At 69.2% G+C, this 18,884-nt stretch carries 23 protein-coding genes; 11 read left to right on the top strand and 12 right to left on the bottom strand.

Annotated elements, in window-relative coordinates; translation table 11 throughout:
- Positions 1-123: 123 nt before the first annotated feature.
- From DEI97_RS06210 to DEI97_RS06200, 3 genes are all read right to left on the bottom strand, one after another.
- Positions 124-1,179, bottom strand: coding sequence for a LacI family DNA-binding transcriptional regulator (locus DEI97_RS06210; protein WP_181439299.1), 1,056 nt, complete (start codon positions 1,177-1,179; stop codon positions 124-126).
- Between the two features lie 219 nt (positions 1,180-1,398).
- Positions 1,399-3,285 carry an arabinofuranosidase catalytic domain-containing protein gene (locus DEI97_RS06205; RefSeq protein WP_111075428.1) on the bottom strand — a complete coding sequence of 629 codons (1,887 nt, stop codon included), beginning with the start codon at positions 3,283-3,285 and terminating at the stop codon, positions 1,399-1,401.
- 105 nt (positions 3,286-3,390) lie between these two features.
- Positions 3,391-4,260: an SMP-30/gluconolactonase/LRE family protein gene (locus tag DEI97_RS06200; protein ID WP_181439300.1), complete on the bottom strand. Its 870-nt coding sequence runs from the start codon at positions 4,258-4,260 to the stop codon at positions 3,391-3,393.
- 104 nt (positions 4,261-4,364) lie between these two features.
- On the opposite strand from DEI97_RS06200, the gene DEI97_RS06195 reads away from it, so the two are divergent.
- The 3 genes from DEI97_RS06195 to DEI97_RS06185 all read left to right on the top strand — a co-directional run bounded on the left by DEI97_RS06195 (position 4,365) and on the right by DEI97_RS06185 (position 7,199).
- Positions 4,365-5,090 (top strand): hypothetical protein, encoded by a 726-nt coding sequence (locus DEI97_RS06195; protein WP_181439301.1) that lies wholly within the window; start codon positions 4,365-4,367, stop codon positions 5,088-5,090.
- Between the two features lie 61 nt (positions 5,091-5,151).
- Entirely contained in the window at positions 5,152-5,589 is a 438-nt protein-coding gene (locus DEI97_RS06190) for a MarR family winged helix-turn-helix transcriptional regulator (RefSeq protein ID WP_220039224.1), read from the top strand.
- Positions 5,590-5,771: 182 nt separating this feature from the next.
- On the top strand, positions 5,772-7,199 hold the full coding sequence (locus DEI97_RS06185) for an MATE family efflux transporter (RefSeq protein WP_111075431.1): 1,428 nt from the start codon (positions 5,772-5,774) through the stop codon (positions 7,197-7,199).
- Positions 7,200-7,417: 218 nt separating this feature from the next.
- On the opposite strand, the gene DEI97_RS06180 is transcribed toward DEI97_RS06185, so the two are convergent.
- The 3 genes from DEI97_RS06180 to DEI97_RS06170 all read right to left on the bottom strand — a co-directional run bounded on the left by DEI97_RS06180 (position 7,418) and on the right by DEI97_RS06170 (position 9,159).
- Positions 7,418-8,017 carry a hypothetical protein gene (locus DEI97_RS06180; RefSeq protein ID WP_111075432.1) on the bottom strand — a complete coding sequence of 200 codons (600 nt, stop codon included), beginning with the start codon at positions 8,015-8,017 and terminating at the stop codon, positions 7,418-7,420.
- Positions 8,018-8,056: 39 nt separating this feature from the next.
- Positions 8,057-8,422: a hypothetical protein gene (locus tag DEI97_RS06175; RefSeq protein WP_111075433.1), complete on the bottom strand. Its 366-nt coding sequence runs from the start codon at positions 8,420-8,422 to the stop codon at positions 8,057-8,059.
- Positions 8,423-8,574: 152 nt separating this feature from the next.
- Positions 8,575-9,159, bottom strand: coding sequence for a TlpA family protein disulfide reductase (locus DEI97_RS06170; protein ID WP_111075434.1), 585 nt, complete (start codon positions 9,157-9,159; stop codon positions 8,575-8,577).
- Positions 9,160-9,278: 119 nt separating this feature from the next.
- Here DEI97_RS06170 and DEI97_RS06165 point away from each other — a divergent pair, with 119 nt between their 5' ends.
- Positions 9,279-9,431: a hypothetical protein gene (locus DEI97_RS06165; RefSeq protein WP_181439302.1), complete on the top strand. Its 153-nt coding sequence runs from the start codon at positions 9,279-9,281 to the stop codon at positions 9,429-9,431.
- A gap of 126 nt (positions 9,432-9,557) precedes the next feature.
- On the opposite strand, the gene DEI97_RS06160 is transcribed toward DEI97_RS06165, so the two are convergent.
- A complete protein-coding gene (locus DEI97_RS06160; RefSeq protein ID WP_146248171.1) occupies positions 9,558-10,004 on the bottom strand; it encodes a hypothetical protein in 447 nt (148 codons plus the stop codon).
- Between the two features lie 130 nt (positions 10,005-10,134).
- Here DEI97_RS06160 and DEI97_RS06155 point away from each other — a divergent pair, with 130 nt between their 5' ends.
- A complete protein-coding gene (locus DEI97_RS06155) occupies positions 10,135-10,935 on the top strand; it encodes an alpha/beta hydrolase (RefSeq protein ID WP_111075436.1) in 801 nt (266 codons plus the stop codon).
- 29 nt (positions 10,936-10,964) lie between these two features.
- Here the strand turns inward: DEI97_RS06155 and DEI97_RS06150 are convergent, their stop codons facing one another.
- Both DEI97_RS06150 and DEI97_RS06145 read right to left on the bottom strand, forming a co-directional pair.
- Positions 10,965-11,897: an SDR family NAD(P)-dependent oxidoreductase gene (locus DEI97_RS06150; protein ID WP_111075437.1), complete on the bottom strand. Its 933-nt coding sequence runs from the start codon at positions 11,895-11,897 to the stop codon at positions 10,965-10,967.
- The gene (locus DEI97_RS06145) at positions 11,897-12,694 is read right to left on the bottom strand and encodes an SDR family NAD(P)-dependent oxidoreductase (protein ID WP_111075438.1); all 798 of its coding nucleotides are present in this window, start codon (positions 12,692-12,694) and stop codon (positions 11,897-11,899) included. Before DEI97_RS06145 ends, DEI97_RS06150 begins: the two co-directional genes overlap by 1 nt.
- A 54-nt stretch (positions 12,695-12,748) precedes the next feature.
- On the opposite strand from DEI97_RS06145, the gene DEI97_RS06140 reads away from it, so the two are divergent.
- A complete protein-coding gene (locus tag DEI97_RS06140) occupies positions 12,749-13,360 on the top strand; it encodes a TetR/AcrR family transcriptional regulator (RefSeq protein ID WP_111075439.1) in 612 nt (203 codons plus the stop codon).
- Positions 13,361-13,498: 138 nt separating this feature from the next.
- Positions 13,499-14,044: a DUF1453 domain-containing protein gene (locus DEI97_RS06135; RefSeq protein WP_146248172.1), complete on the top strand. Its 546-nt coding sequence runs from the start codon at positions 13,499-13,501 to the stop codon at positions 14,042-14,044.
- A gap of 67 nt (positions 14,045-14,111) precedes the next feature.
- Here DEI97_RS06135 and DEI97_RS06130 read toward each other — a convergent pair whose 3' ends face one another.
- From DEI97_RS06130 to DEI97_RS06120, 3 genes are all read right to left on the bottom strand, one after another.
- Positions 14,112-14,660, bottom strand: a complete 549-nt coding sequence (locus DEI97_RS06130) for an MFS transporter (RefSeq protein ID WP_258376740.1) — start codon at positions 14,658-14,660, stop codon at positions 14,112-14,114.
- 6 nt (positions 14,661-14,666) lie between these two features.
- Positions 14,667-15,332, bottom strand: a complete 666-nt coding sequence (locus tag DEI97_RS06125; protein ID WP_258376741.1) for an MFS transporter — start codon at positions 15,330-15,332, stop codon at positions 14,667-14,669.
- Positions 15,333-15,428: 96 nt separating this feature from the next.
- Positions 15,429-16,172 (bottom strand): 3-keto-5-aminohexanoate cleavage protein, encoded by a 744-nt coding sequence (locus DEI97_RS06120; RefSeq protein WP_111075441.1) that lies wholly within the window; start codon positions 16,170-16,172, stop codon positions 15,429-15,431.
- A 343-nt stretch (positions 16,173-16,515) separates the two neighbouring features.
- Between DEI97_RS06120 and DEI97_RS06115 the strand changes: the two genes are divergently transcribed.
- The 4 genes from DEI97_RS06115 (at position 16,516) to DEI97_RS06100 (ending at position 18,760) form a co-directional block, all read left to right on the top strand.
- Entirely contained in the window at positions 16,516-16,968 is a 453-nt protein-coding gene (locus tag DEI97_RS06115; RefSeq protein ID WP_146248173.1) for a hypothetical protein, read from the top strand.
- Positions 16,969-17,269: 301 nt separating this feature from the next.
- Positions 17,270-17,797 carry a MauE/DoxX family redox-associated membrane protein gene (locus DEI97_RS06110; protein ID WP_111075443.1) on the top strand — a complete coding sequence of 176 codons (528 nt, stop codon included), beginning with the start codon at positions 17,270-17,272 and terminating at the stop codon, positions 17,795-17,797.
- On the top strand, positions 17,784-18,527 hold the full coding sequence (locus tag DEI97_RS06105; RefSeq protein ID WP_146248174.1) for a hypothetical protein: 744 nt from the start codon (positions 17,784-17,786) through the stop codon (positions 18,525-18,527). The genes DEI97_RS06110 and DEI97_RS06105 overlap by 14 nt, the downstream gene beginning before the upstream one ends.
- Positions 18,509-18,760: a hypothetical protein gene (locus tag DEI97_RS06100; protein ID WP_146248175.1), complete on the top strand. Its 252-nt coding sequence runs from the start codon at positions 18,509-18,511 to the stop codon at positions 18,758-18,760. The genes DEI97_RS06105 and DEI97_RS06100 overlap by 19 nt, the downstream gene beginning before the upstream one ends.
- The last annotated feature ends 124 nt before the right edge of the window (positions 18,761-18,884 follow it).

Genomic DNA, 18,884 nt, shown 5'->3' with positions numbered 1-18,884 from the left:
CGTTGCGGGTGCTGTGGGTGGTGCGGTGGTGCGGTGGTGCGGTGGTGCAGGGCCGTGCGGGTGGGTCGTGCTGCGGGTGTTCGGTGTTCGGTGTTCGGTGTTCGGTGTTCGGTGTCGTTCTGGTCAGTGGGGGTCGGTGTGGTCGGGGTCGCAGCCGCACGAGCCGCGGAGGACCACCTCGACGCCGAGCTCGGTGTGCGCGTGGCCGCCCGGGCGCCGGTCGACGAGGTCGAAGAGCCGCTCGGTGGCGATCCGCCCCATCTCCTCGGCCGGGACCCGGATCGTGGTGATGCCCGGGGTGGTGACGCGGGCGAACCCGAAGTCGTCGAACCCGACCACCGCGACCTCGCCCGGCACGTCGATGCCAGCCCGTCGGAGCACGGCGAGGCCACCGACGGCCATGTCGTCGTTGGCGAAGACGATGCCGTCGAACGGGAACCGCTCGTCGCCGGTCCGCTGCCGGAGCACCTGCTCGACGGCGGCCGCGCCGGACTGTTCGGCCAGGTCGCCCTCGATCACGGCGACGTCGGTCAGGCCGTGCTCCTCGGCGGCGCGGAGGAAGCCGTCGCGCCGGTCGATGCCGGTCTGGTGGTCGAGCGTCCCCGACACGTGCAGCAGTCGGCGCCGACCGTGCTCGGTCACGAGGTGCTCGACGAGCTGCTCGGTCGCCGAGACGTCGTCGATCCCGACGCTCACCGCGTCGGCGAGGTGCGGGTAGTTGCCGATGAGGACGACTGGCAGGCCGCTCGCCACGAGTGCCTCGACGTGGTGGTCGTCGATCGCGGCGCTGGTGACGATCGCGCCGTCGGCGGTCCGGGATCGCATGACCCGCTCGTAGGCGACGCCGCCGTTCGAGGTGTCCGCGTTGGTCGAGACGATGACCTGGGCATCGTGGGCGTTCGCGGCCGTGGACATGCCGGTCAGGACGTGCATGAAGTACAGGTGGCCGAAGACGTGCGCGGACGAGTTCGGGACGACCAGGGCGACGGCGTCGGCACGCTGGCTGCGGAGGGCTCGGCCGGCGGAGCTCGGGACGTAGCCCAGGTCCTCGGCGGCCTGCTTGACCGCGGCGCGGGTCTTCTCGCTGATCCGTTCGTGGCCGGAGAGCGCCATGCTCGCGGCGGCGGAGGTGACGCCGACCTTGGCGGCGACGTCCTTCAGGGTGACGGACTTCGGCATGGTGTCGCCTCCTCGTCGTGAGCGTGGCCGGAGCCGACGCGCTTTATCGATTAACTCTCCGGTCATCCTGCACCTGCTTAATCGATGAAGCAAGCCCTTTCACGGTTTCTGCGATGTCGGTCGCGCCGACCCGGCGGACCGGTGGGCGTGACGGACAGGAGGCTCGGTGCCGGTCCGGCACCGAGCCTCCCGTCCGCGGTCCCCCGCGACTGGTGCCGGTCAGTTCAGCCGGAACACCTGCGGAGCCGCGCCGTTGCAGTCGTAGAGCTGCAGGGCGGTGCCGTTCGCGGTGTTGCCCGACGGGACGTCGAGGCACCGGCCCGACTGCGGGTTGAGCACCGAGCCGTTCGCCTGCGGGACCCACTGCTGCCCACCGACGCCGTTGCACGTGTACAGCTCGAGGTGCGTGCCGTTCGCGGTGGCGTTGCCGTCCAGGTCCAGGCACCGACCGAGCGTGCGGATGGTTTGGTCGCCCGCGTTGTACGCCCACTGCTGGTCGGTGGTCTGCTCGTCGGTCAGCAGGGTCTGGCAGTCGAACACCTGCACCTGCTGGCCGTTCTGCTGCAGGTCGTTGCCGGCGACGTCGACACACTTGCCGCCGATGGTGCCGATCGGCACCGCCGCCACGAACTTCTGAGCCGCGTTGCCGTTGCAGTCGTAGAGCTGCAGAGCCGTCGTGTTCGCGGTGTTGCCCGACGGGACGTCCAGGCAGCGACCGGACTGCGGGTTCTTGATCGACCCGTCCGGCTGCACGATCCACTGCTGACCGCCGACCCCGTTGCAGTCGTAGAGCTCGACGTGGGTGCCGTTCGCCGTGCCGTTGCCGTTCGCGTCCAGACAGCGCCCGAGCGTGCTCAGCGTGTGCGTGCCGTAGACGCTGCCCAGCCAGTGCTGGTCCGCGGCGAGCGCCTGGCAGTCGTACAGCTGCACGACGGCTCCGTTGCCGCCGACGTCGTCGCCGGCGACGTCGACGCACTTGCCGCCGGGCGCGGTGATCGCTGCGCCCGGTCCGCCGCCGGTGGAGACACCCTGGTAGTTCTGCGCCACGATGTTCGCCTGCACGGCGGAGTCGGCCGCATCGGTCGAGTACCCGGTCGTCATGACGCCCTCGAAGAAGGACTGCGTGCCGCGGTTCGAGTTGTCACCGCCGGCGCCGAGGACGATCGAGCCCTCGAGCTTCATCGGCGTGTAGCCCTGACCGTCGCCGTCCTTGTCCGTGGGCAGGGCACCCTCGTACCACTTCGACAGGGCGCCGGACTGCGCGTTCCCGCCCTTGAGCGCGAAGGCCGCGACGCCGTCGTTCTTCAGCAGCGCGGTGACGAACTTCGAGCTGTTGCCCGTGTTCACGGTGTTGATCGCGGTCTTGCCCTCGTAGACACCGTTCTCCAGGTCCGCCTGTACCCAGGGGCCGCGGCCGGCACTGCCCTTGCCGTTGAGCATCGACAGGTTCAGGGCGTCCATGTGCCCCTTACCGGTGTCCTTCGACTGGGTCTCGACGTTGCCGAAGTCGGAGCAACAGCCGTGGTTGACGTTCGTGCCGCTCGCCACCTCGTACATCGACTCGGGACTGGCTCCGCGTGCGGTGCCCTTGGCGATCGTGCTCGGGATCCGGTAGGCGACCTGCTGTGGCATGAAGACGCCGTAGGCCTTGTGCCCGGCGACCGTGATCGGCAGCGCTGCCGCGTCGGCCGCGTGGTTGGCGGGGCCGGCGTCCCCGGCGCCGGCGACGGTGAGGTCGTTGTGGTTCGGCGACTGGTCGTAGATCTTCGGGATCGTGCAGGAGGTGCCGGAGCAGAACGTGTCCTGGGTCGCGGCGTTGGCGTACCCGCCCGCGGCGAGCAGGCCGACGTTCGTGGTGGCGCCGTCGGAGGCGCGCTGCACCTGGTAGAGCGGGCCGTTGTAGGACGCGTACAGCGCTCGTGTCGAGCTGTAGGCGGCGACACACGAGGTGCCCGCGCCGGAGTAGGTGTCGCATGGACCGTTGGTGGCGGCGGCAGCGCTGCCGGCTCCCACCGTGGCGGAGACGAGGCTCCCGGTGATGAGGGCGAGTGCCCCGAGGACGGCGGCGACCGTGCGCCGCCTCCTGGAGATGGGCCTGGTGTGCATGGTGGTGGTTCCTTCCGAGCGTCGTTGTTCGGTGGATGGCTGACCGCTGCTTAAACGATTAACCGGCACCATCGTACGCCGGAGGACGCTGGGGGTCGAGTGCGACTAGTGGCCGGGCACCGGAACACGCACCGCGCTGATGCGCCCGGCATGCGTCCGGGCGGTCGTCGCCGGGTCGTAGCTGTCCGCCGTCGCCAGGTACAGCGTCCGACCGTCCGGACCACCCAGGGCGCAGTCGATCGCACACCGACCGGGAGCGTCGATGCGGTCGGTGACCTCGCCGCCCTCGACGACACGGAGGAACTCCCCCGTGTCCACCGAGCACACCCAGATCGCCCCCTCGGCGTCGATCGTGCTGCCGTCCGGGGTGACGCCCTCGGGCAGCGCGGCCCACTCGCGGCGCCCGGCCAGGGAGCCGTCGGGCTCGATGTCGAACGCGGTCAGCTTCCCGCCCCAGGTCTCACTGACCACCAGGGTGCGGGTGCCGGGCAGGACGTTGGCGCTGTTCGGGAAGACCAGGCCCTCGGCCGCCAGGCGGAACGAGCCGTCCGGCTCGATGACGTAGAGCGGGCCGGGGCGCAGCTCCTCGCCGGCGTAGAGGTCGTAGCCGAACGCACCGATGTAGGTCCGGCCGGTCACCGGGTCGACCACCAGGTCGTTGACGAGCGACGACTCGACCGTGGACAGGTCCGCGAACACGCTCGTGGTGCCGTCGGCCTCGACGGCCACGACCGTGCGGGACTCCATCGAGCTGACGATCAGACGACCGTCGGGCAACCAGCCGAGGCCGGAGGACTGCCCGGGGACCGTGGCCTCGAGCCGCGGGACGGCGTCCGTGCCGCCGTCCGGGTCGATCGAGAACACCTGACCGGTGTGCATGTCCGAGTACCAGAGCCGGCCCTCGTGCCAGCGGTTGCCCTCGGGGAAGCGGATGCCGGTGACGACGTCGGTCGCAGAGTCCAGGGTGATGTGCACGAGGCCCAGCATGCCAGGTGAGGCGCAGCGGTTCGTCTGGAGCCCGCGGGCGCGGCTCGTGTACCTTCGGGCATCTGATCGCAGTTCACACGGGGGTGGTGTGCATGACGTCGGCATCCGACGACGGGGCGACCGACGCATCGCTCGCGGTACCGACTCGGGCACGCACTGCGCGCTGGCTGCGCGGATCCGTGGCGGTGGCTCTCGCGGCGCTGGCACTCGCGATGACCGGATGCTCGACGGCAGCAGATGCTCCGGACGCCGCGGGGATGACCCGGGAGCAGGTTGCGGAGTTGTCACTGCAGGACGAGTTCCGCCTGGCGGGCAAGCGGTACGAGCAGGGGCAGGCCCTGCTGGCGGAGGCCCAGAGGCAGATCTCCGACGGCACCTGGTTGTGGAACGGCGGGGACGTCCGCCCGCTGGCAGCCGGCGGCAACGCATTCGGAGAGGCGCCGGACGGGGCCACAACAGGGAACTCGTACTTCTTCCGCGCAGCGCGGATCATCGAGCGGGACGGAGCATCCGATGCCGCTGCCGACCTGGAGCCCATGCAGCGGTACTTCGACGACAAGGGATGGCGTTCGGGCAGCGCGAAGGTCGGTACGGATCTCGAGGTGAGAGCGGACACCGGCGACGGGTGGTGGGTGACCTGGTCGGTCCGACCGAACGGCCAGTCCTCGATCGGCGTCCACAGCGAGGCGTTCTGGACGAACGACACCAAGGCACTCGTCAGGGCGACCTCGGTGCGTGACCCGGCGACGTTCCCGGACGCATCGAAACCCGGCGTCAGCGAGCCGTTCCCCGAGTGGAGTGACCCGGTCCGGCACTGAGCGAAGGCCTGACCCCACTCTCCTGTTGACAGTTAGAACTCGAACACTTAGAGTCCTCATCATGCAGGCACCGCACTTCGACACGCCCCTCCAGCTCATGCGCTGGATCGGCTGGGCGCAGCGCAAGGCCGCCGAGGAGTGGGTGCGGGAGCGCGAGCTGTCGCACGAACAGAGCTTCGTCCTCGGCTACCTGCAGCAGAACCCCGGCGCCATCCAACGCGACATCGCCGAGGTGAGCCGGACCAGTGCGGCCAGCGTGTCGAGCCTCCTGCAGGGGCTCGAGAAACGGGGCCTCATCGAACGACGAGCGGACGCCGGCAACGCCCGGACGAAGCTCGTGTACGCCACCCCCGCCGGCATCGACCTGATCGCCGGGTTCGAGGACGCGATGCTCGCCCTCGACGACCGCCTGCTCGCCCCGCTCAGTCCGGACGAGCGCGCCACGCTCCGCGCCCTCCTGCTCAAGGTGACCGCCGAGCTGCCGGAACCCACCCGGTAACCGCACCCGCGCCTCCCGGCCGTCCGCCCGAAGCGCGAGCCTGCCGGGCGCGAGCCTGCCCACGCGACGGCACCGCCGACGCGCTCCCCGTGATGCTGTGACGGCCCTGCTGTCGCGCCGTCCACCATGCCGTGCCGGCGTCCCGTCGGCGCGCGATCCGTGCTGCCCGGAAGGGAACCACCATGACGACCACCACACCCGCCACCGCAGCGGAGAATAACCGCTGGTACCTCTCCGCCGCCCCGATCCTCCGTGCCCTCGTGCACCTGTGCGTGCCGATGGCCGCCGCGATGGTCGTCAGCGCCCTGTACAACGTCATCAACGCGGGGTTCATCGGCGCGCAGCACGACACCTCCCTGCTCGCCGCGATCACGTTCGGCACTCCGCTGCTCGGCCTGGTGATGGCCGTCGGTGGCGTGTTCGGCGTCGGGGGCAGTTCGCTGATGTCGCGGCTGCTCGGCGCCTCCGAGCACGACCCGACGAAGGCCGGCGAGATCAAGCACGTCGCCTCCTTCGCCGTGTGGGGCTCGGTCGTGACGGGCATCGTGCTCGGCGGCCTCGGACTGCTGTTCCTCGGGCCGCTCGTCGGGCTGCTCGGGGCCGACGCCGATGCGGTCCCCGCCACCAGCGCCTACGTCAGCGTGATGCTCGTCTTCGTCCCGGTGCTGGCCGTGGCGTTCTGCCTGGAGCAGATGGTCCGCGCCGAGGGAGCCGCCCGCCAGGCGATGGTCGGGTTGATCCTGTCGACCATCGGCAACCTGGTGTTCGACGTGCTGTTCATCCTGGTGCTGCACTGGGGCGTCGCCGGGGCCGCACTCGCGGTGGGACTCGCCAACCTGGTCAGCATCGTCTACTGGGTGCGCTGGCTCGGGACGCACAGCGAGAACGTCAGCCTGTCGCTGCGCTGGTTCACGCTGCGCCGCTCGGTCCTCGGGCCGGTGTTCGGCATCGGCGTCAGCGAGCTGCTGCAGGCCGGGTTCCTCATCGTCACGACCCTGGTGCTCAACAACCTGGCCGCGCAGTACGGCGACGACCCGCTGGCCGCGATGGGCGTCGCCGTCCGCATCGCCCAGGTGCCGGAGTTCCTGGTGATGGGCGTCACGATCGGTGTGCTGCCGCTGCTGGCCTACGCGTACGGCAAGGGCGACCGGGAGCGGCTGCGCTCCGCACTGCGGGCATCGGCGCTGACGGTCGGGGCGATCGTGCTGCTGTTCTCCGGCACCGTGTTCGTCTTCCGACAGCAGGTCTTCACAGTCTTCTCCTCGGACCACTCGGTGCTGGCGATCGGGCTGACGATCCTGGTCGCCCAGCTGGTCGCCACGGTGGTGAACGGGTTCACCGGGCTGTTCACCTCGCTGTTCCAAGCCGCGGGGCTGGCCACCCCGGCGATCGCGATGTCCCTGGCGCAGGGAGTGCTGTTCATCCCGATCGTCCTGCTCGGGAACCTCTGGTTCGGGCTCGCGGGCATCATCTGGGCGCTCACCGTCACCGAGGTGCTCGTGTTCGTCGCCGGGGTCGTCGTCTGGCTCGCCGCCCGCGGGCGCATCGACCGCGGGATGGACGCCGGCAGCGCGGAGCGGGCGGAGGCGGTGCTCGCCGAGGCGGGGTGAGTGTGGGTGGTCGGGTGGTCGGGTGGTCGGGTGGTCGGGTGGTCAGGTGGTCGGCTGCGGTCCGCCGCAGCCGACTGCGGTTTGCCGGGAGGCCCGTCCCGGCCGAGCCGGTCTGGTCGCGCCGCCCGGGGACTTCGTCCGCCACGCAATCGGGTCCCTGGACCGCGCATCCGTGACGGGATCGACGCGACCTTCACGCGCGATCGAGCACGCGGACGTCAGGCGGTCGTCTTCGGGCCGAGGGCCTTCTCGATCTTCATGATCGTCCGCCGCATCGCGTACTCGTCCTGGTGCGGCTGCTCGTCGGACATCCAGAGGTGCACCGTCGCCGGGCCGGCCTCCCTCGGGGTGAGGGAGACGGCGATGCCCCACCGGAAGGCGACACCTCGCGGAGTCGGTTCGTCGAACACGTCGAAGCCGGTGACCTCCTGCCGCGTGGCGATCGGGATCGCTGGCCCGCTGCCCTCGTCCGGCCAGGCCGTGATGCCGTTCCGGTCGAAGCCGAGGTCGCACGGGAAGAACACCCGGAGCGCCGGACGCCACGCGTCGAGCTCGCCGTAGGTGGTGTCCGTGGGGTGCGCGTTCACGAAGAACGTACCCGGACTGGCGACACTCTTCTGCTGCAGGCGCTCCCGTCGTCGGCGGTTCGTCACCGTGATGACGAGACCGGCCGCGAACCCGACCGTGACGAGGCCGCCGAGCCGGAGCACCTGGAACAGCACCTCCATGTCCCCGGTGCCGACGAGGAGCGCCAGGACGATCGTCGCCACGCCGAAGAGGGCGGTGAACGTGGCGAGCAGGATCGTCGACGGTCGCATCCCTCGACGATGCCAGACGACCGTCGTGTCCGCCTCGGGTCAGCGGAGGACCAGAGCCGCACAGCCACCGGCGAGACAAGCGCACACGACAGCCCCGATCAGGTCCATCTGCCACCCGCCCGCAGTCAGCAGCAGACCGCCGACCGACGCAGCGACGAACGCCAGGACCCCGACCACCATCGATGCCCGGCGCACCGGATGTGCCGCGAGGTGCAGATCGGCTCGGTTCCTGACGAGCACGCCGACACGGGCGACGATGGCTGCGACGGCGACTCCCACCGGGATCGCGAGCGCCGAGACGGTGACCAGCAGGTCCCAACTGAAGGAGCGGGACCGGAACAGGCCGAGGCTGTACATCCCGACCGCGGAGACCGCGCCACCGAGGACGACCACGGCGGAGAGCACTACTCGGTGCCGAACACCTGATCCCGCGGGCGTCTCCGATTCCGTCGCGTCCCTCGTGGCGCTGGCTCCAGCGAAGCGACTCCCGGCCTCGGGGGCTCCGTCTGATCGCCGCGGTCGAGGAGCGTCGAGAGGGTCGTTGTCGCTCGGAGACGTCACTCGTTGGCCTCGTCCACGAGTGTCGTCAGGACGCTGCGATCGACCGGACCCAGGATCCGTGCGCTGACGCGGCCCTGCTTGTCCAGCACGATCGTCGACGGCGTGGCGTTGGGCGCGTTCTCCCCCGCGAAGGCCAGCTGCACGGCGGCGTCCTCATCGATCAGCGTCGTGTAGGACACGTCGTGACTCTGGATGAACGCGCGGGCCGTCCCCGCCGAGTCACGGACGTCGACCCCGAGGAAGGTCGCGCGGGCACCCTGCTGGTGACTCACGGCTTCGAGGTCAGCAGCCTCGAGTCGGCAGGGCGCGCAGGCGGCGAACCAGAAGTTGACGACGACGGCGTGGCCTCGGTGCTCGTCGGCCCGGACGACGTGCCCGTCCAGGTCCCGCGCCGAGAAGTCGACGGCCGGCCCGCGGTCCGCTGCCCGGAACTCGGTGACTGCGCCGTTGCCGGAGATGTAGTTCTTCGTGTCGCCGTTCCGGTACTGGCCGCTGAGCCCGTCGTGCTCTCCGGTGCACCCCGCGACGCTCATCGCGATGACCACGAGCAAGGCGAGCACCGGTCCACGACGAGTCCCCATGGCAGCAACCTAGTGCGCACCGCCCGCCTGCGCTCGTGATGCCGATCACGCCCTCGCTTCGACACCGCTGTCGCCGTAGGCTGCCGCTGACCGCACGTCGGGCAACGGAGGGAGCGACCATGCCACGAGTACTCGGCGCGATCGGACACTTCGTGCTCGTGACGCTGCGGACACTCGGCGGGGTGATCGGTGCCGTCTTCTCTGGTGGAGTCGTGCCGCCGCAGCACCCGGGTCGGCCCGCGCCGAAGCGGCGCGACGAGTACCGGCCGTGACCTCGTCGGCGGACGGGGACGCCGACTGTCCGAGCGGTAGCACCTGAGGGCAGGTCTCCGCGACCGGGGTGGCCCGACAGACCCCAGCGAGGCGCTTCTGTCTCCGCCTTGCCCGTTGCCCTGGCGTCAGCGGATCAAGCCACGCCGCCGCCAGCCGCTCCCCTCGAGCACGGACCGGAGCGGTGCCTTGAGTTCCTCCTGCCGGAACCGGTGCGGCGGGGTGGCGCTGCCGGTGCGAAGTGTGCGTTCCGCCCGGCGGACCAACGCGACGATGATGGTCAGCAGGTCCATGTTGTAGTTCCGGCTGTACCCGCGGTAGGCGCGGAACGCTCCGTTGTTGTAGCCCGCGTCGCGCTCCGAGCAGCGGAACGTCCCGCGCGACGGATCGAGCGTGACGACGTACCGGAAGTTCGGTGACGCCCCTCCGTCCCCCAGCACCTCGGCGAGCGCCGGGTCGTCGAAGGCCCAGCGGCCGGTGATCGTCGTCCCGTCGATCTCGAAGACGTACGGGGCTCCCGGGGCGTTGAGCGCGGCGACTCGAGGCATCAGCTCGTGGACGGGTAGTACGGACATGGTTCCCCCTCGCGGGCCACCGATCATCGGCTGCCCGCGACAAGAGTGAGGTGGATGATGCCCGGCGCGCAACATCTGCACCAGACCGGAGCTACCCTCTGAGCCGTCACCGCAACGTTCGGAAGCAGCCATGACCCATTCCTCAACGGTCCCACTCGGTCCGGCGTCACACCACTTCGTCGAGCAGTACCCGGATCTCGTGTACGCGCAGTTCCGCGACGGGCAGCTGCTGCCCGGCGGTCAGCAGCTGCACTTCGACTTCCTGAAGCCCCGGTCGTCGACACCGACGCCCCTCGTGGTGTTCATCAAGGGCGGCGGGTTCCGCAACGTGCACCGCACTCGGTACCTCCCTGCGCTGGTCCCCCTCGCTGAACGCGGCATCGCGGTCGCCAGCGTCGAGTACCGAACCAGCAACCTCGCACGGTTCCCGGCACCGGTCGACGACGTCCGAGAAGCGCTCCGCTACCTCCGGAGCCATGCGGCCCAGTTCAACCTCGACCCGACCGCGGTCGCGCTCTGGGGCAACTCGGCCGGCGCGACCATCGCCACCATCACGGGCGCGTCCGCGCCAGACGAGGCGGAACCCGTCCGCGCAGTGGCCAGCTGGTACGGCATCCACGACCCGCTCCGGTCCCCCGAGTTCCGAGAACCCGGCTCTCCACTCCTGACGGCGCTCGGCCCCGTGGACCAGTGGTTCACCCCGTCCGATCACATCCGCTCGGACTCCCCGCCCACGTTCCTGCTCCACGGAACGGCGGACACGACCGTCCCGGTCGAGCAGAGCATCTCCCTCGCGAAGACCCTCACCGAGCAGGGTGTCCCACACGAGCTGATGCTGGTCGATGGCGGTCACCACGACTTCTCGGAGATGTGCACCCGCACGGACGCGCTCCGTCGGACGTACGACTTCCTGCAGCAACACCTCCGGTAGAACCGTCTCGAGAGTCGGTCCCTCGGCGGCTACCGTGACTGTGCCAGCAGCCGTTCCGACACCTCCCACAGCCGATCCGCCGCGGCAGGATCCAGCGCGTGCGGGAGGACCCCGTGGACGCCTCCCTGGATCGCCGCCACGACCTCCGCCGGGTGGCAGTCCTCGTAGTAACCGGGAGTCCCGACCCCGAGCTCCGCCCGTGTTGCGACGAAGACGCTGGTCGCAGCACCTTGCTCGACGGTCTTGGTGGGGTACCGCCGCCGCATCTCGGCGAGCACGGCCGGGTCCCAGTGACGTTGCAGGTTGGTCCAGATGCCGCCGGGCATGACCGCTGACCCTGCGATCCCGTCGTCCTCCCACCGACGGGTCGCCTCCAGGGCGAAGAGCACGTTGGCCGTCTTCGACTGCCCGTAGGCGAGCCCCGGGTCGTAGGGGTCGCTGTCGAAGAACAGGTCGTCGAAGCGGATCCCCGAGGATGCGTGCCCGCTCGAACTCAGCGACACGATCCTGGCGCTGCCCGCCGACCGCATCGCTGCGTGCAGACCTCGTGCGAGCGCGAAGTGGCCGAGGTGGTTGACAGCGAAATGCATCTCCCAGCCATCCGGAGTGCGTTGCTCGGGCAGGTCCATGACGCCCGCGTTGTTCACCAGCAGGTGGAGCGGCCCCGACCACGAGTCGGTGAAGGACCGGATGGATCCGACGTCTGCCAGGTCGACGAACGCCGCATGGACGGCATCGTTCCCGGTGCTCGCACGGATGTCCGCCGCGACACGGTTCCCCGTCGTGACATCGCGGACAGCGAGGGTGACCGCTGCGCCCGCGGCAGCCAAGGCACGGGCCGTTTCGACACCGATACCCGATCCCGCACCGGTGACGACCGCGGTCCTGTTGCGGAGGTCGATTCCGTCGACGACCTCGAGGGCGGTCGACTCGGCACCGAACGGTCCTCGCAGATCCGACATCAGCCGAGCCGCGTGGAGGCGATTCCACCGTCGACGTCGATGGTCGAGCCGTGGAGGAACGAGGCCTCGTCCGAGACAGCGAACCGGACGGCGTAGGCGACATCGACGGGACGTACCGGGCGACCGGCGACGGTCACCGCAGTCATCGCCGCCAGCACGTCCTCGCTCTCAGCGTTGCCTGGAGTGCTCGTGGCTCCGGGCGCCACCGTGTTCACGTGGACCCCTCGAGGCCCGTACTCGGCCGCCCAAGTGCGCGTCATCTGCTCGAGCGCCGCCTTCGACGCGGTGTACATGGCCCCGAAGGGCAGGCCGACTCGGGCCATCCACGATCCGATGTTGACGATCGATCCGCGGCCGCGCTCCGCCATGGCCGGCGCGAGGGCCGCCACGAGCACGTGCGGGGTGCGGATGTTGATGCTGAGGACCGCGTCGAGGTCGTCCTCGGTGAGATCGGCGGTCGCGGTCGCCGGGTAGATCCCGGCGTTGTTCACCAGGATGTCGATCTGGCCGCCGGCGAGGGCCGCGGCTTCGCCGGCGAACCGGCGGACGTCGGAGGCCGATGTCCCGAGATCAGCGACGAGCGGTGAGGCCTTGCCGCCCGCCCGTTCGATCGTCGCGACGACGGCCTGCGTGCGCTCGGCATCGCGACCGTTGACGATCACATGGGCACCGGACGCGGCGAGTACCCGGGCGATCGCCTCCCCGATACCGCTGCTCGAGCCGGTGACGAGGGCGGTCTGACCGGAGAGCCGGTCATCGGATCGGAGAGAGGTGAGTTCTTCTTCGTTGGACTGCATGGTCCAGTCCTACCATGGACTGGACTCCTTGGTCCAGCGAGGTACGCTGAACCCATGCACGGGGCGAACATGACGGAACGCGGTCGAGCCACTCGCCAGCGCATCATCGAGGCGACCGGTCGCGAGATCCTCGCTTCCGGCATCGGCGGCACCACTCTCGACACCGTCCGTGCGGCGACGCTCACGAGCAAGAGCCAGCTCTTCCACTACTTCCCCGGTGGCAAAGCCGAACTCGTCCGTGAAGTCGCCGTCTGGGAGGGTGGCGAACTTCTCACAGCGCAGCAGCCGCACATCGACGACCTCTCGAGCTGGGAGTCGTGGCACGCCTGGCGCGATGCCCTGGTCGACTACTACATCGGTCTCGGCCGGTGGGCCTGCCCGATCGGTTCGATGGCGACGCAGGCAGCCATGACGGATCCCGAACTGGCTCAGATCATCACGGACAGCATGACGAACTGGCGGCTGTCGCTCGCCTCGGGGGTCGCCAAGATGCAGAGCGCCGGCGAGGTCGACTCCGCTGCCGACCCGCAACGGATCGCCGTCGCCATCCTCGCCGCCCTCCAAGGGGGGCTCATCTTGAGCCAGCCGGAGAAGGCATCCTGGCCGCTCGAAGCCGCCATCGATGCCGCGCTCGACGTCCTGCACAAGGTCGCCCACACGAGCTGACCGCGCGTGCTCCGTTGGCGGGATCCGTCGCGGATCATGCTGATGGGGTGCATCGGTACGTCGCAACGCTGCGCCTGCGAGCGCCGGAGCCACCCGCCTCACCACCCGCCTCACCACCCGCCTCACCACCCTGGGATGGTGGAGCCAGGCGCAGTCGAAGACGAGCATCGAAGCATGGAAAGAACACAGATCGTCGAGATCGTCGAGATCGTCGAGATCGTCGTCGTCATCGCCCTCATGGCTTTCTCCGTCTACAAGCAGACCCAGCGGAGCGAGGTGAAGAGGGGAATGGGCGTGTTCCTGATCGCAATCGTCTACGCAGCCATCGGAGCCGTGACGGGCGGTCTTGCAGTGCCGACCGGAGCCGCCGCGTGGCTGCTCCTCGGGTCCGGAGCCGTGCTCAGCTTGATCGTGGGCCTGGCGCGTGGCTACCTCACCCGTGTCTGGATCGACGCGGACGGGCATCGGATGAGCCAGGGCACCGCATTGACCGTCGGGTTGTTCATCGCATTGGTCGCATCGAAGGTGGGCCTCACCGTCTTCGCCGGGTACCACGGCTACCAGAGCGCGTCCGGCTTCGGCCAGGTGCTCGTCGTCGTCGCTGTGATGATCGCCGTGCAGGAGTACATCGTGCGCCGGCGCGCGTTCACCCTCCAGCCAGCGTCTGTGCCTGCCACGGTCTGACCCTCCGAGAGAGCGCGACTCCACCCTTCGGAGACGTTCTCCGCGTGGATGATGCGCGCGGTCTGCGCTACCGGGCGAGCTCATCCTCCACGAGCCCCGGTCTGGCGAGGGTGATCGCCGGGACGATGGCGAGCAGGGCGATCGCGATCAGGAACAGCAGTGGCAGGGTCCACGTACCCGAGACGTCGTGGAGGAGCCCGACGAGCAGCGGGCCGAGGGCACCGAGCGCGTACGCGATGCCCTGGGCGAAGCCACTGAGTGCGACGGTGCCCGCCGCGGTGCCGGTGCGGGCGTTGATGAGGACGAGGCAGACCGGGAAGAGGATCGATCCCAGGCCGACGAGCAGGACCCAGAGCAGCGTCAGCGGTGTGGGCACGACGAGCAGGCCGAGGTAGCCGAGCACGAAGCTGACGACGCCGACCGCGATCAGCCAGCCGACGTTGCGGAACCGTGCGACGAGGAGCGGTGCGAGGAGCGCGCCGGGCACGCTGACGAGGCCGGTGACAGCGAGCAGGACCCCACCCTCGGTGGGCGTCGTGCCCGCCAGATCCCCGAGCATGTCCGGCAGCCACGCGAAGCTGGCGTAGGTCAGGATCGTGCTGGTCGAGAACGCCAACGTGATCTACAGGGCCACACGAGACCGCCACAGGCCGATGACGACCGATGGGGACGCGACGTCAACGGTGACCGGGTCCGCCGCTCGCTGGCGTCGTTCTCGCACGATGACGACGACCCACGGGACGAGCGCGCCGACCGAGGTCAGGGACCAGATGCCGAGGGAGAACCGCCAGCCGGCCTGCTCCGCCAAGGGCGCTGCGAGGGCGGCGGGTACGGCCGTGCTCACGCCGACGACGCAGGCGTACATCGCGGTCAGCAGCGCAACCCGGTCCGGGAAGTACCGACGGACGATCGAGGGCAGGAGTACGTTCCCGATCCCCGTGCCGGCGAAAGCGAGGATGCTGCCGATGATCAGGACCGCGATCCCCGGAGCGAACGCTCGAAGGAGGTGACCAGCGGTCATGAGCAGCGATGCAACGACGATGCCGCGATCGAGACCGAGTCTTCGGGCGATCCGCGGCGCGATGAACCCGGAGGCCGCGAACAGGAGGGGCGGCAGGGTCCCGAGCCAGCCGACATCGAGGTCGGAGAGCGGGATGTCCGTCCGGATGTCGCCGAGGATCGGCGACACCGCGGCGACCGCCTGACGCAGGGAGAAGGCAACGAGCACGATCCCCAGCAGCGCGGCCGTCCGTCCCGCCCACAGCGGAAGACGGCGAGGGTCGGGCATTTTGCGATTCTATGAGCGCCAGCGGCAGCGGCCGCGGACAGCCGCCCGCTCAGCGTGATGGACGGCCGAAGTCAGCCCCCCAGAGACTCTCGAACCTCACCGACTCAGTTCGCTCCGCTCCCTCTCCGATCCGTGGACGATCGCGGACGCGGCGGCGACGAGCTGCGCGTTGGACACCGCCGGTGAACCATCCTCGAGCACGAGAGTGTCCTCGAGCCCGGTCCTGATGCTGTGCCCGTTGCTGACCGCACGTCGCATGATCGTCCAGGACGCTGCTCCGACACCGTGATGCAGCTCGGGCAGGCGCACTCCTGCCGGTCGGAGGCCGGATTCCATCTCTTCTGCGAGGGCCACCGCGTCTTCCGGGACGGGTTCCAGCGGTTCGACCACCAGCCGGGCGAAGCGCGACCAGGACCCGCGGCGCACGAACGTGCGGACATCGTCGACGCTCAGGACACACGCTTCGATCCCGACGCCTCGTGCTGAGAGAAGAGCGCTCACATCGTCGATGCCCTCCTCCCCCTGATTCGCAGCGATGAGATCCGGCAGCACCGTCCATCCGTCGACGAGGCGAAGACGATGAACGGGGTCGGAGACGATCGAAGCGAAGGTCGTCACGTTGATCGGGACGCCCGGACACGCCGCGCGGACCGCCGTGAGCATACGGCCCACCGGCCCAGCTTCGAGAGTCTCCTCACCATGCTCGTCGAACGCATGCAGGTGCAGCAGAGTCGCCCCGGCCTCGACACAGGCCGCCGCGTCTGCTGCGATCTCCTCGGCGGTCTTCGGCATCGCAGGATGGTCGACATCACCGTTGACGGCTGCTTGCAGATGAGTCATGACAGTGAAGTTACGACACTCGTTCATCACCGCCGCCGGACCGGTTCGACTGCCCCGCCCGTCTCCGGTACCGGCGCACCGCGCCAGCGGGGTGACGGCCCGGCCTGGAGGGACGGTGCCAGCTGGCACCAGGCCTCCCGTCCGTCAGCGGCTGCGTTCCGAAGCCGCAGCGGACAGCGATGCCCGCAGCCTCGATGCGGGACCGCGCTTGGGCCTCCCCCGCGGTTCAAGGGTTTCGATCACAATGGCTCAGAGGTGCTGCTGGCGAGGGCGGACCGATGTCACGCGTCACAGAAGAGTTCGTCCGGAAGGAGACGGTGCAGTGCTGATCCGCAGGAAAGGCTTGACAGTTCTGACGATCGCACTGACCTCAGTACTCCTGACCGCTTGCAGTGGAGCACCGTTCGGGAGCAGCCCGACCCACCGGGCATTCGAGGAGCGACTTCCCGGGACGTGGATCAAGGAATCCGGCGCCGCAACCGCGGCTCTCGTCCTGTCCGAGAACGGGAAGTTCAAGGCGCGCAACTTCCCCGCCGCCCTCGTCTGCAACAAGTCATCTGGTGGCCCCGAGCTCGAGGCATGTCTGTCGAACCCGGGTTCCAGCTCGATCTCAGCTAGCGGCACGTGGTCGGTGCTCGACGAAGAGCAGGGAATGCTCGAGCTCGACAGCGACGGGCAACTCTTCAGCGTCGCATACCGGGACTTCGACGGCTTCTCCGCGAAGTCCTTCTCCCTCGGCTTCTACTCGGGGACTACGGACAAACCGGAACCGGACTTCGTCTTCGCGCGACGCTGACCGCGCTCGTCGCCGGGCGGCCGGGTGGCCGGGTGGCCGGGTGGCCGGGTGGCCGGGTGGCCGGGTGGCCAGGTGGCGGCACGGCATCCCGCAGTTGCGGATCGGGGCGGGGGTCGAGGGTCGGGGTCGGCGGTCGGCGGTCGGCGGTCGGCGGATCACGCCATCTCCTGTGCCAGTGAAGATCCCCCAGGGCTGCTGACGCGTCACTGAACCGACCCTCAGAGCGGGGTAGACCGAAAGGTCTTGCGTGAGGAGAGCGACCTGATTTACCGTTTCCGCATCACTCAGAGTGGAGCGAAACATGACCGTCGTCACGTACTGCGCACTCCTTCTCATCGGCGCCTACATGCTCATCAGCGGCGTCGTGAAAGTCCGCGACGGACTCAACACCACCGCAGGCACCGTCCACGCCTACCAGCTCCTCCCGACGTCGCTCGAGCGACCCGCGGCGCTCCTCCTCGCCGCCACAGAAGTCGGCGCCGGAGCTCTCCTCATCAGCGGGCAGAACCCCCGCACGGGAGCCGTCGCTGTCATCGTCCTCCTCGCCACGTACACCGCCGCGCTCGCCAGTGTCCTCCGCCGCGGCATCCACACCTCCTGCGGCTGTCACGGAACGCTCTCCGCAAGCGAAGTCCGACCCGCGCTCATCGTCCGGAACGTCACACTCATCGCCATCACCGCCGCAGCAGCCGCACTCTCACCAACCGCGACTCCGTCCAACTACTGGGCACTCGCCGCAGCAACCGTCCTGGCAGCCATCGCGGGGGTCGCGATGCGCTACCGCACGACCGCAACACCGATTGAAGGGGAATCGCATGTCCATGTCTGACGACAAGAAGAAGCAGGGGTTCGGACGTCGGCAACTGATTGGGGGTGGGCTCGCAGCAGTCGCCGTCGGAGCACTGTCAACGATGTTCCCGGAGCTCGCCAACGCCGAAACCAGGACTGCGCGGGGCCTCACCACTGTCAACGACGACGAGTGGTACCTCCAGGAAGCGCAGTCCACCACAGAACTCGACGACACGACAGCACGTCGCAGCGCCGCCGCACTCACCGCAAGCTCAGCCCTCGCACCGTTCGCCGCGAAGCACATCGACTCCGCCAAGAGCGGCACCATCGCGAAGTCCGCCATCCGTAAGTACAAGGACGGTCGGACGATCACCGTCACCGGTACCAACCTCAGCGACACCCGCGCCGTCCTCAACTGGCAAGAGCACCTAGCCGACGGATCCGTCGGACGGTCCGCCACCGCCATGTACGACATCACGAAGGACGCCGCGACCCTCGTCGGCACCGGCGGAAGCGCCTCCACGCTGAAATCAGTCACCGCTGCCGCCGGCACCGACGCAGTGATGAAGCTGAAGTGTCCCGTCGGCACCTACGCCGTCCGGCTCTGCACCAGCATTGATCTCGCCGGCTTCGGCTCCTGCTGCGGCGGCTGCGTCGTCGCGTTCTACGGCAGCCCGGTCGCAGGATTCCTCTGCGCGAGTATCGTCTGCACCTCCTGCTACGTGAAGAACTGCAAGAAGTGGACCAACACATGCGCAGCGAACCACTGAACAAGCCCCACCGCCCCTGGCATCAAGAGCGGCATCTCCGCGCCTACGTCGCCGCGGTCGTGACTGCTCTCATCGGCGTCACGTATCTCATCGGCGTGCAGGACCCAGCGTTCATCGGCTGGCTGCTGCTCATCGTCGCCGTGGTGGCCGCCATCGACGGACTCCTCGCCCAACGCCGCCAGCACAACGAGACACGAGCCGGTGTGCACCAGGGCGCGCGATCGCACCGCTGACACCGGAAGAGCCCCGAGGCTGCTGTCGCACAGTCTCGGGGTTCTTCCTCGTCGCGACGCCTCGGGAAGACCACCGCGAACATCAAGGTCATCTGACTCCACGAACTCGGCAAGGGACTCGGAC

Source organism: Curtobacterium sp. MCLR17_032 (assembly GCF_003234795.2).
GTDB lineage: Bacteria > Actinomycetota > Actinomycetes > Actinomycetales > Microbacteriaceae > Curtobacterium.
Note: the sequence above shows the minus strand (reverse complement) of the source record. Positions and strands in the feature narration are given on the sequence as shown.

Bases quoted from the DNA above. Each gene is read 5' to 3' on its own strand.
- DEI97_RS06140 (WP_111075439.1), top strand. From the start codon at position 12,749: ATGCACGGGGCGAACATGACGGAACGCGGTCGAGCCACTCGCCAGCGC.
- DEI97_RS06210 (WP_181439299.1), bottom strand. From the start codon at position 1,179: ATGCCGAAGTCCGTCACCCTGAAGGACGTCGCCGCCAAGGTCGGCGTC.
- DEI97_RS06120 (WP_111075441.1), bottom strand. From the start codon at position 16,172: ATGACTCATCTGCAAGCAGCCGTCAACGGTGATGTCGACCATCCTGCG.
- DEI97_RS06155 (WP_111075436.1), top strand. From the start codon at position 10,135: ATGACCCATTCCTCAACGGTCCCACTCGGTCCGGCGTCACACCACTTC.
- DEI97_RS06195 (WP_181439301.1), top strand. From the start codon at position 4,365: ATGACGTCGGCATCCGACGACGGGGCGACCGACGCATCGCTCGCGGTA.
- DEI97_RS06105 (WP_146248174.1), top strand. From the start codon at position 17,784: ATGTCCATGTCTGACGACAAGAAGAAGCAGGGGTTCGGACGTCGGCAA.
- DEI97_RS06180 (WP_111075432.1), bottom strand. From the start codon at position 8,017: ATGCGACCGTCGACGATCCTGCTCGCCACGTTCACCGCCCTCTTCGGC.
- DEI97_RS06150 (WP_111075437.1), bottom strand. From the start codon at position 11,897: ATGTCGGATCTGCGAGGACCGTTCGGTGCCGAGTCGACCGCCCTCGAG.
- DEI97_RS06170 (WP_111075434.1), bottom strand. From the start codon at position 9,159: ATGGGGACTCGTCGTGGACCGGTGCTCGCCTTGCTCGTGGTCATCGCG.
- DEI97_RS06100 (WP_146248175.1), top strand. From the start codon at position 18,509: ATGCGCAGCGAACCACTGAACAAGCCCCACCGCCCCTGGCATCAAGAG.
- DEI97_RS06165 (WP_181439302.1), top strand. From the start codon at position 9,279: ATGCCACGAGTACTCGGCGCGATCGGACACTTCGTGCTCGTGACGCTG.
- DEI97_RS06190 (WP_220039224.1), top strand. From the start codon at position 5,152: ATGCAGGCACCGCACTTCGACACGCCCCTCCAGCTCATGCGCTGGATC.
- DEI97_RS06110 (WP_111075443.1), top strand. From the start codon at position 17,270: ATGACCGTCGTCACGTACTGCGCACTCCTTCTCATCGGCGCCTACATG.
- DEI97_RS06125 (WP_258376741.1), bottom strand. From the start codon at position 15,332: ATGCCCGACCCTCGCCGTCTTCCGCTGTGGGCGGGACGGACGGCCGCG.
- DEI97_RS06185 (WP_111075431.1), top strand. From the start codon at position 5,772: ATGACGACCACCACACCCGCCACCGCAGCGGAGAATAACCGCTGGTAC.
- DEI97_RS06145 (WP_111075438.1), bottom strand. From the start codon at position 12,694: ATGCAGTCCAACGAAGAAGAACTCACCTCTCTCCGATCCGATGACCGG.
- DEI97_RS06205 (WP_111075428.1), bottom strand. From the start codon at position 3,285: ATGCACACCAGGCCCATCTCCAGGAGGCGGCGCACGGTCGCCGCCGTC.
- DEI97_RS06160 (WP_146248171.1), bottom strand. From the start codon at position 10,004: ATGTCCGTACTACCCGTCCACGAGCTGATGCCTCGAGTCGCCGCGCTC.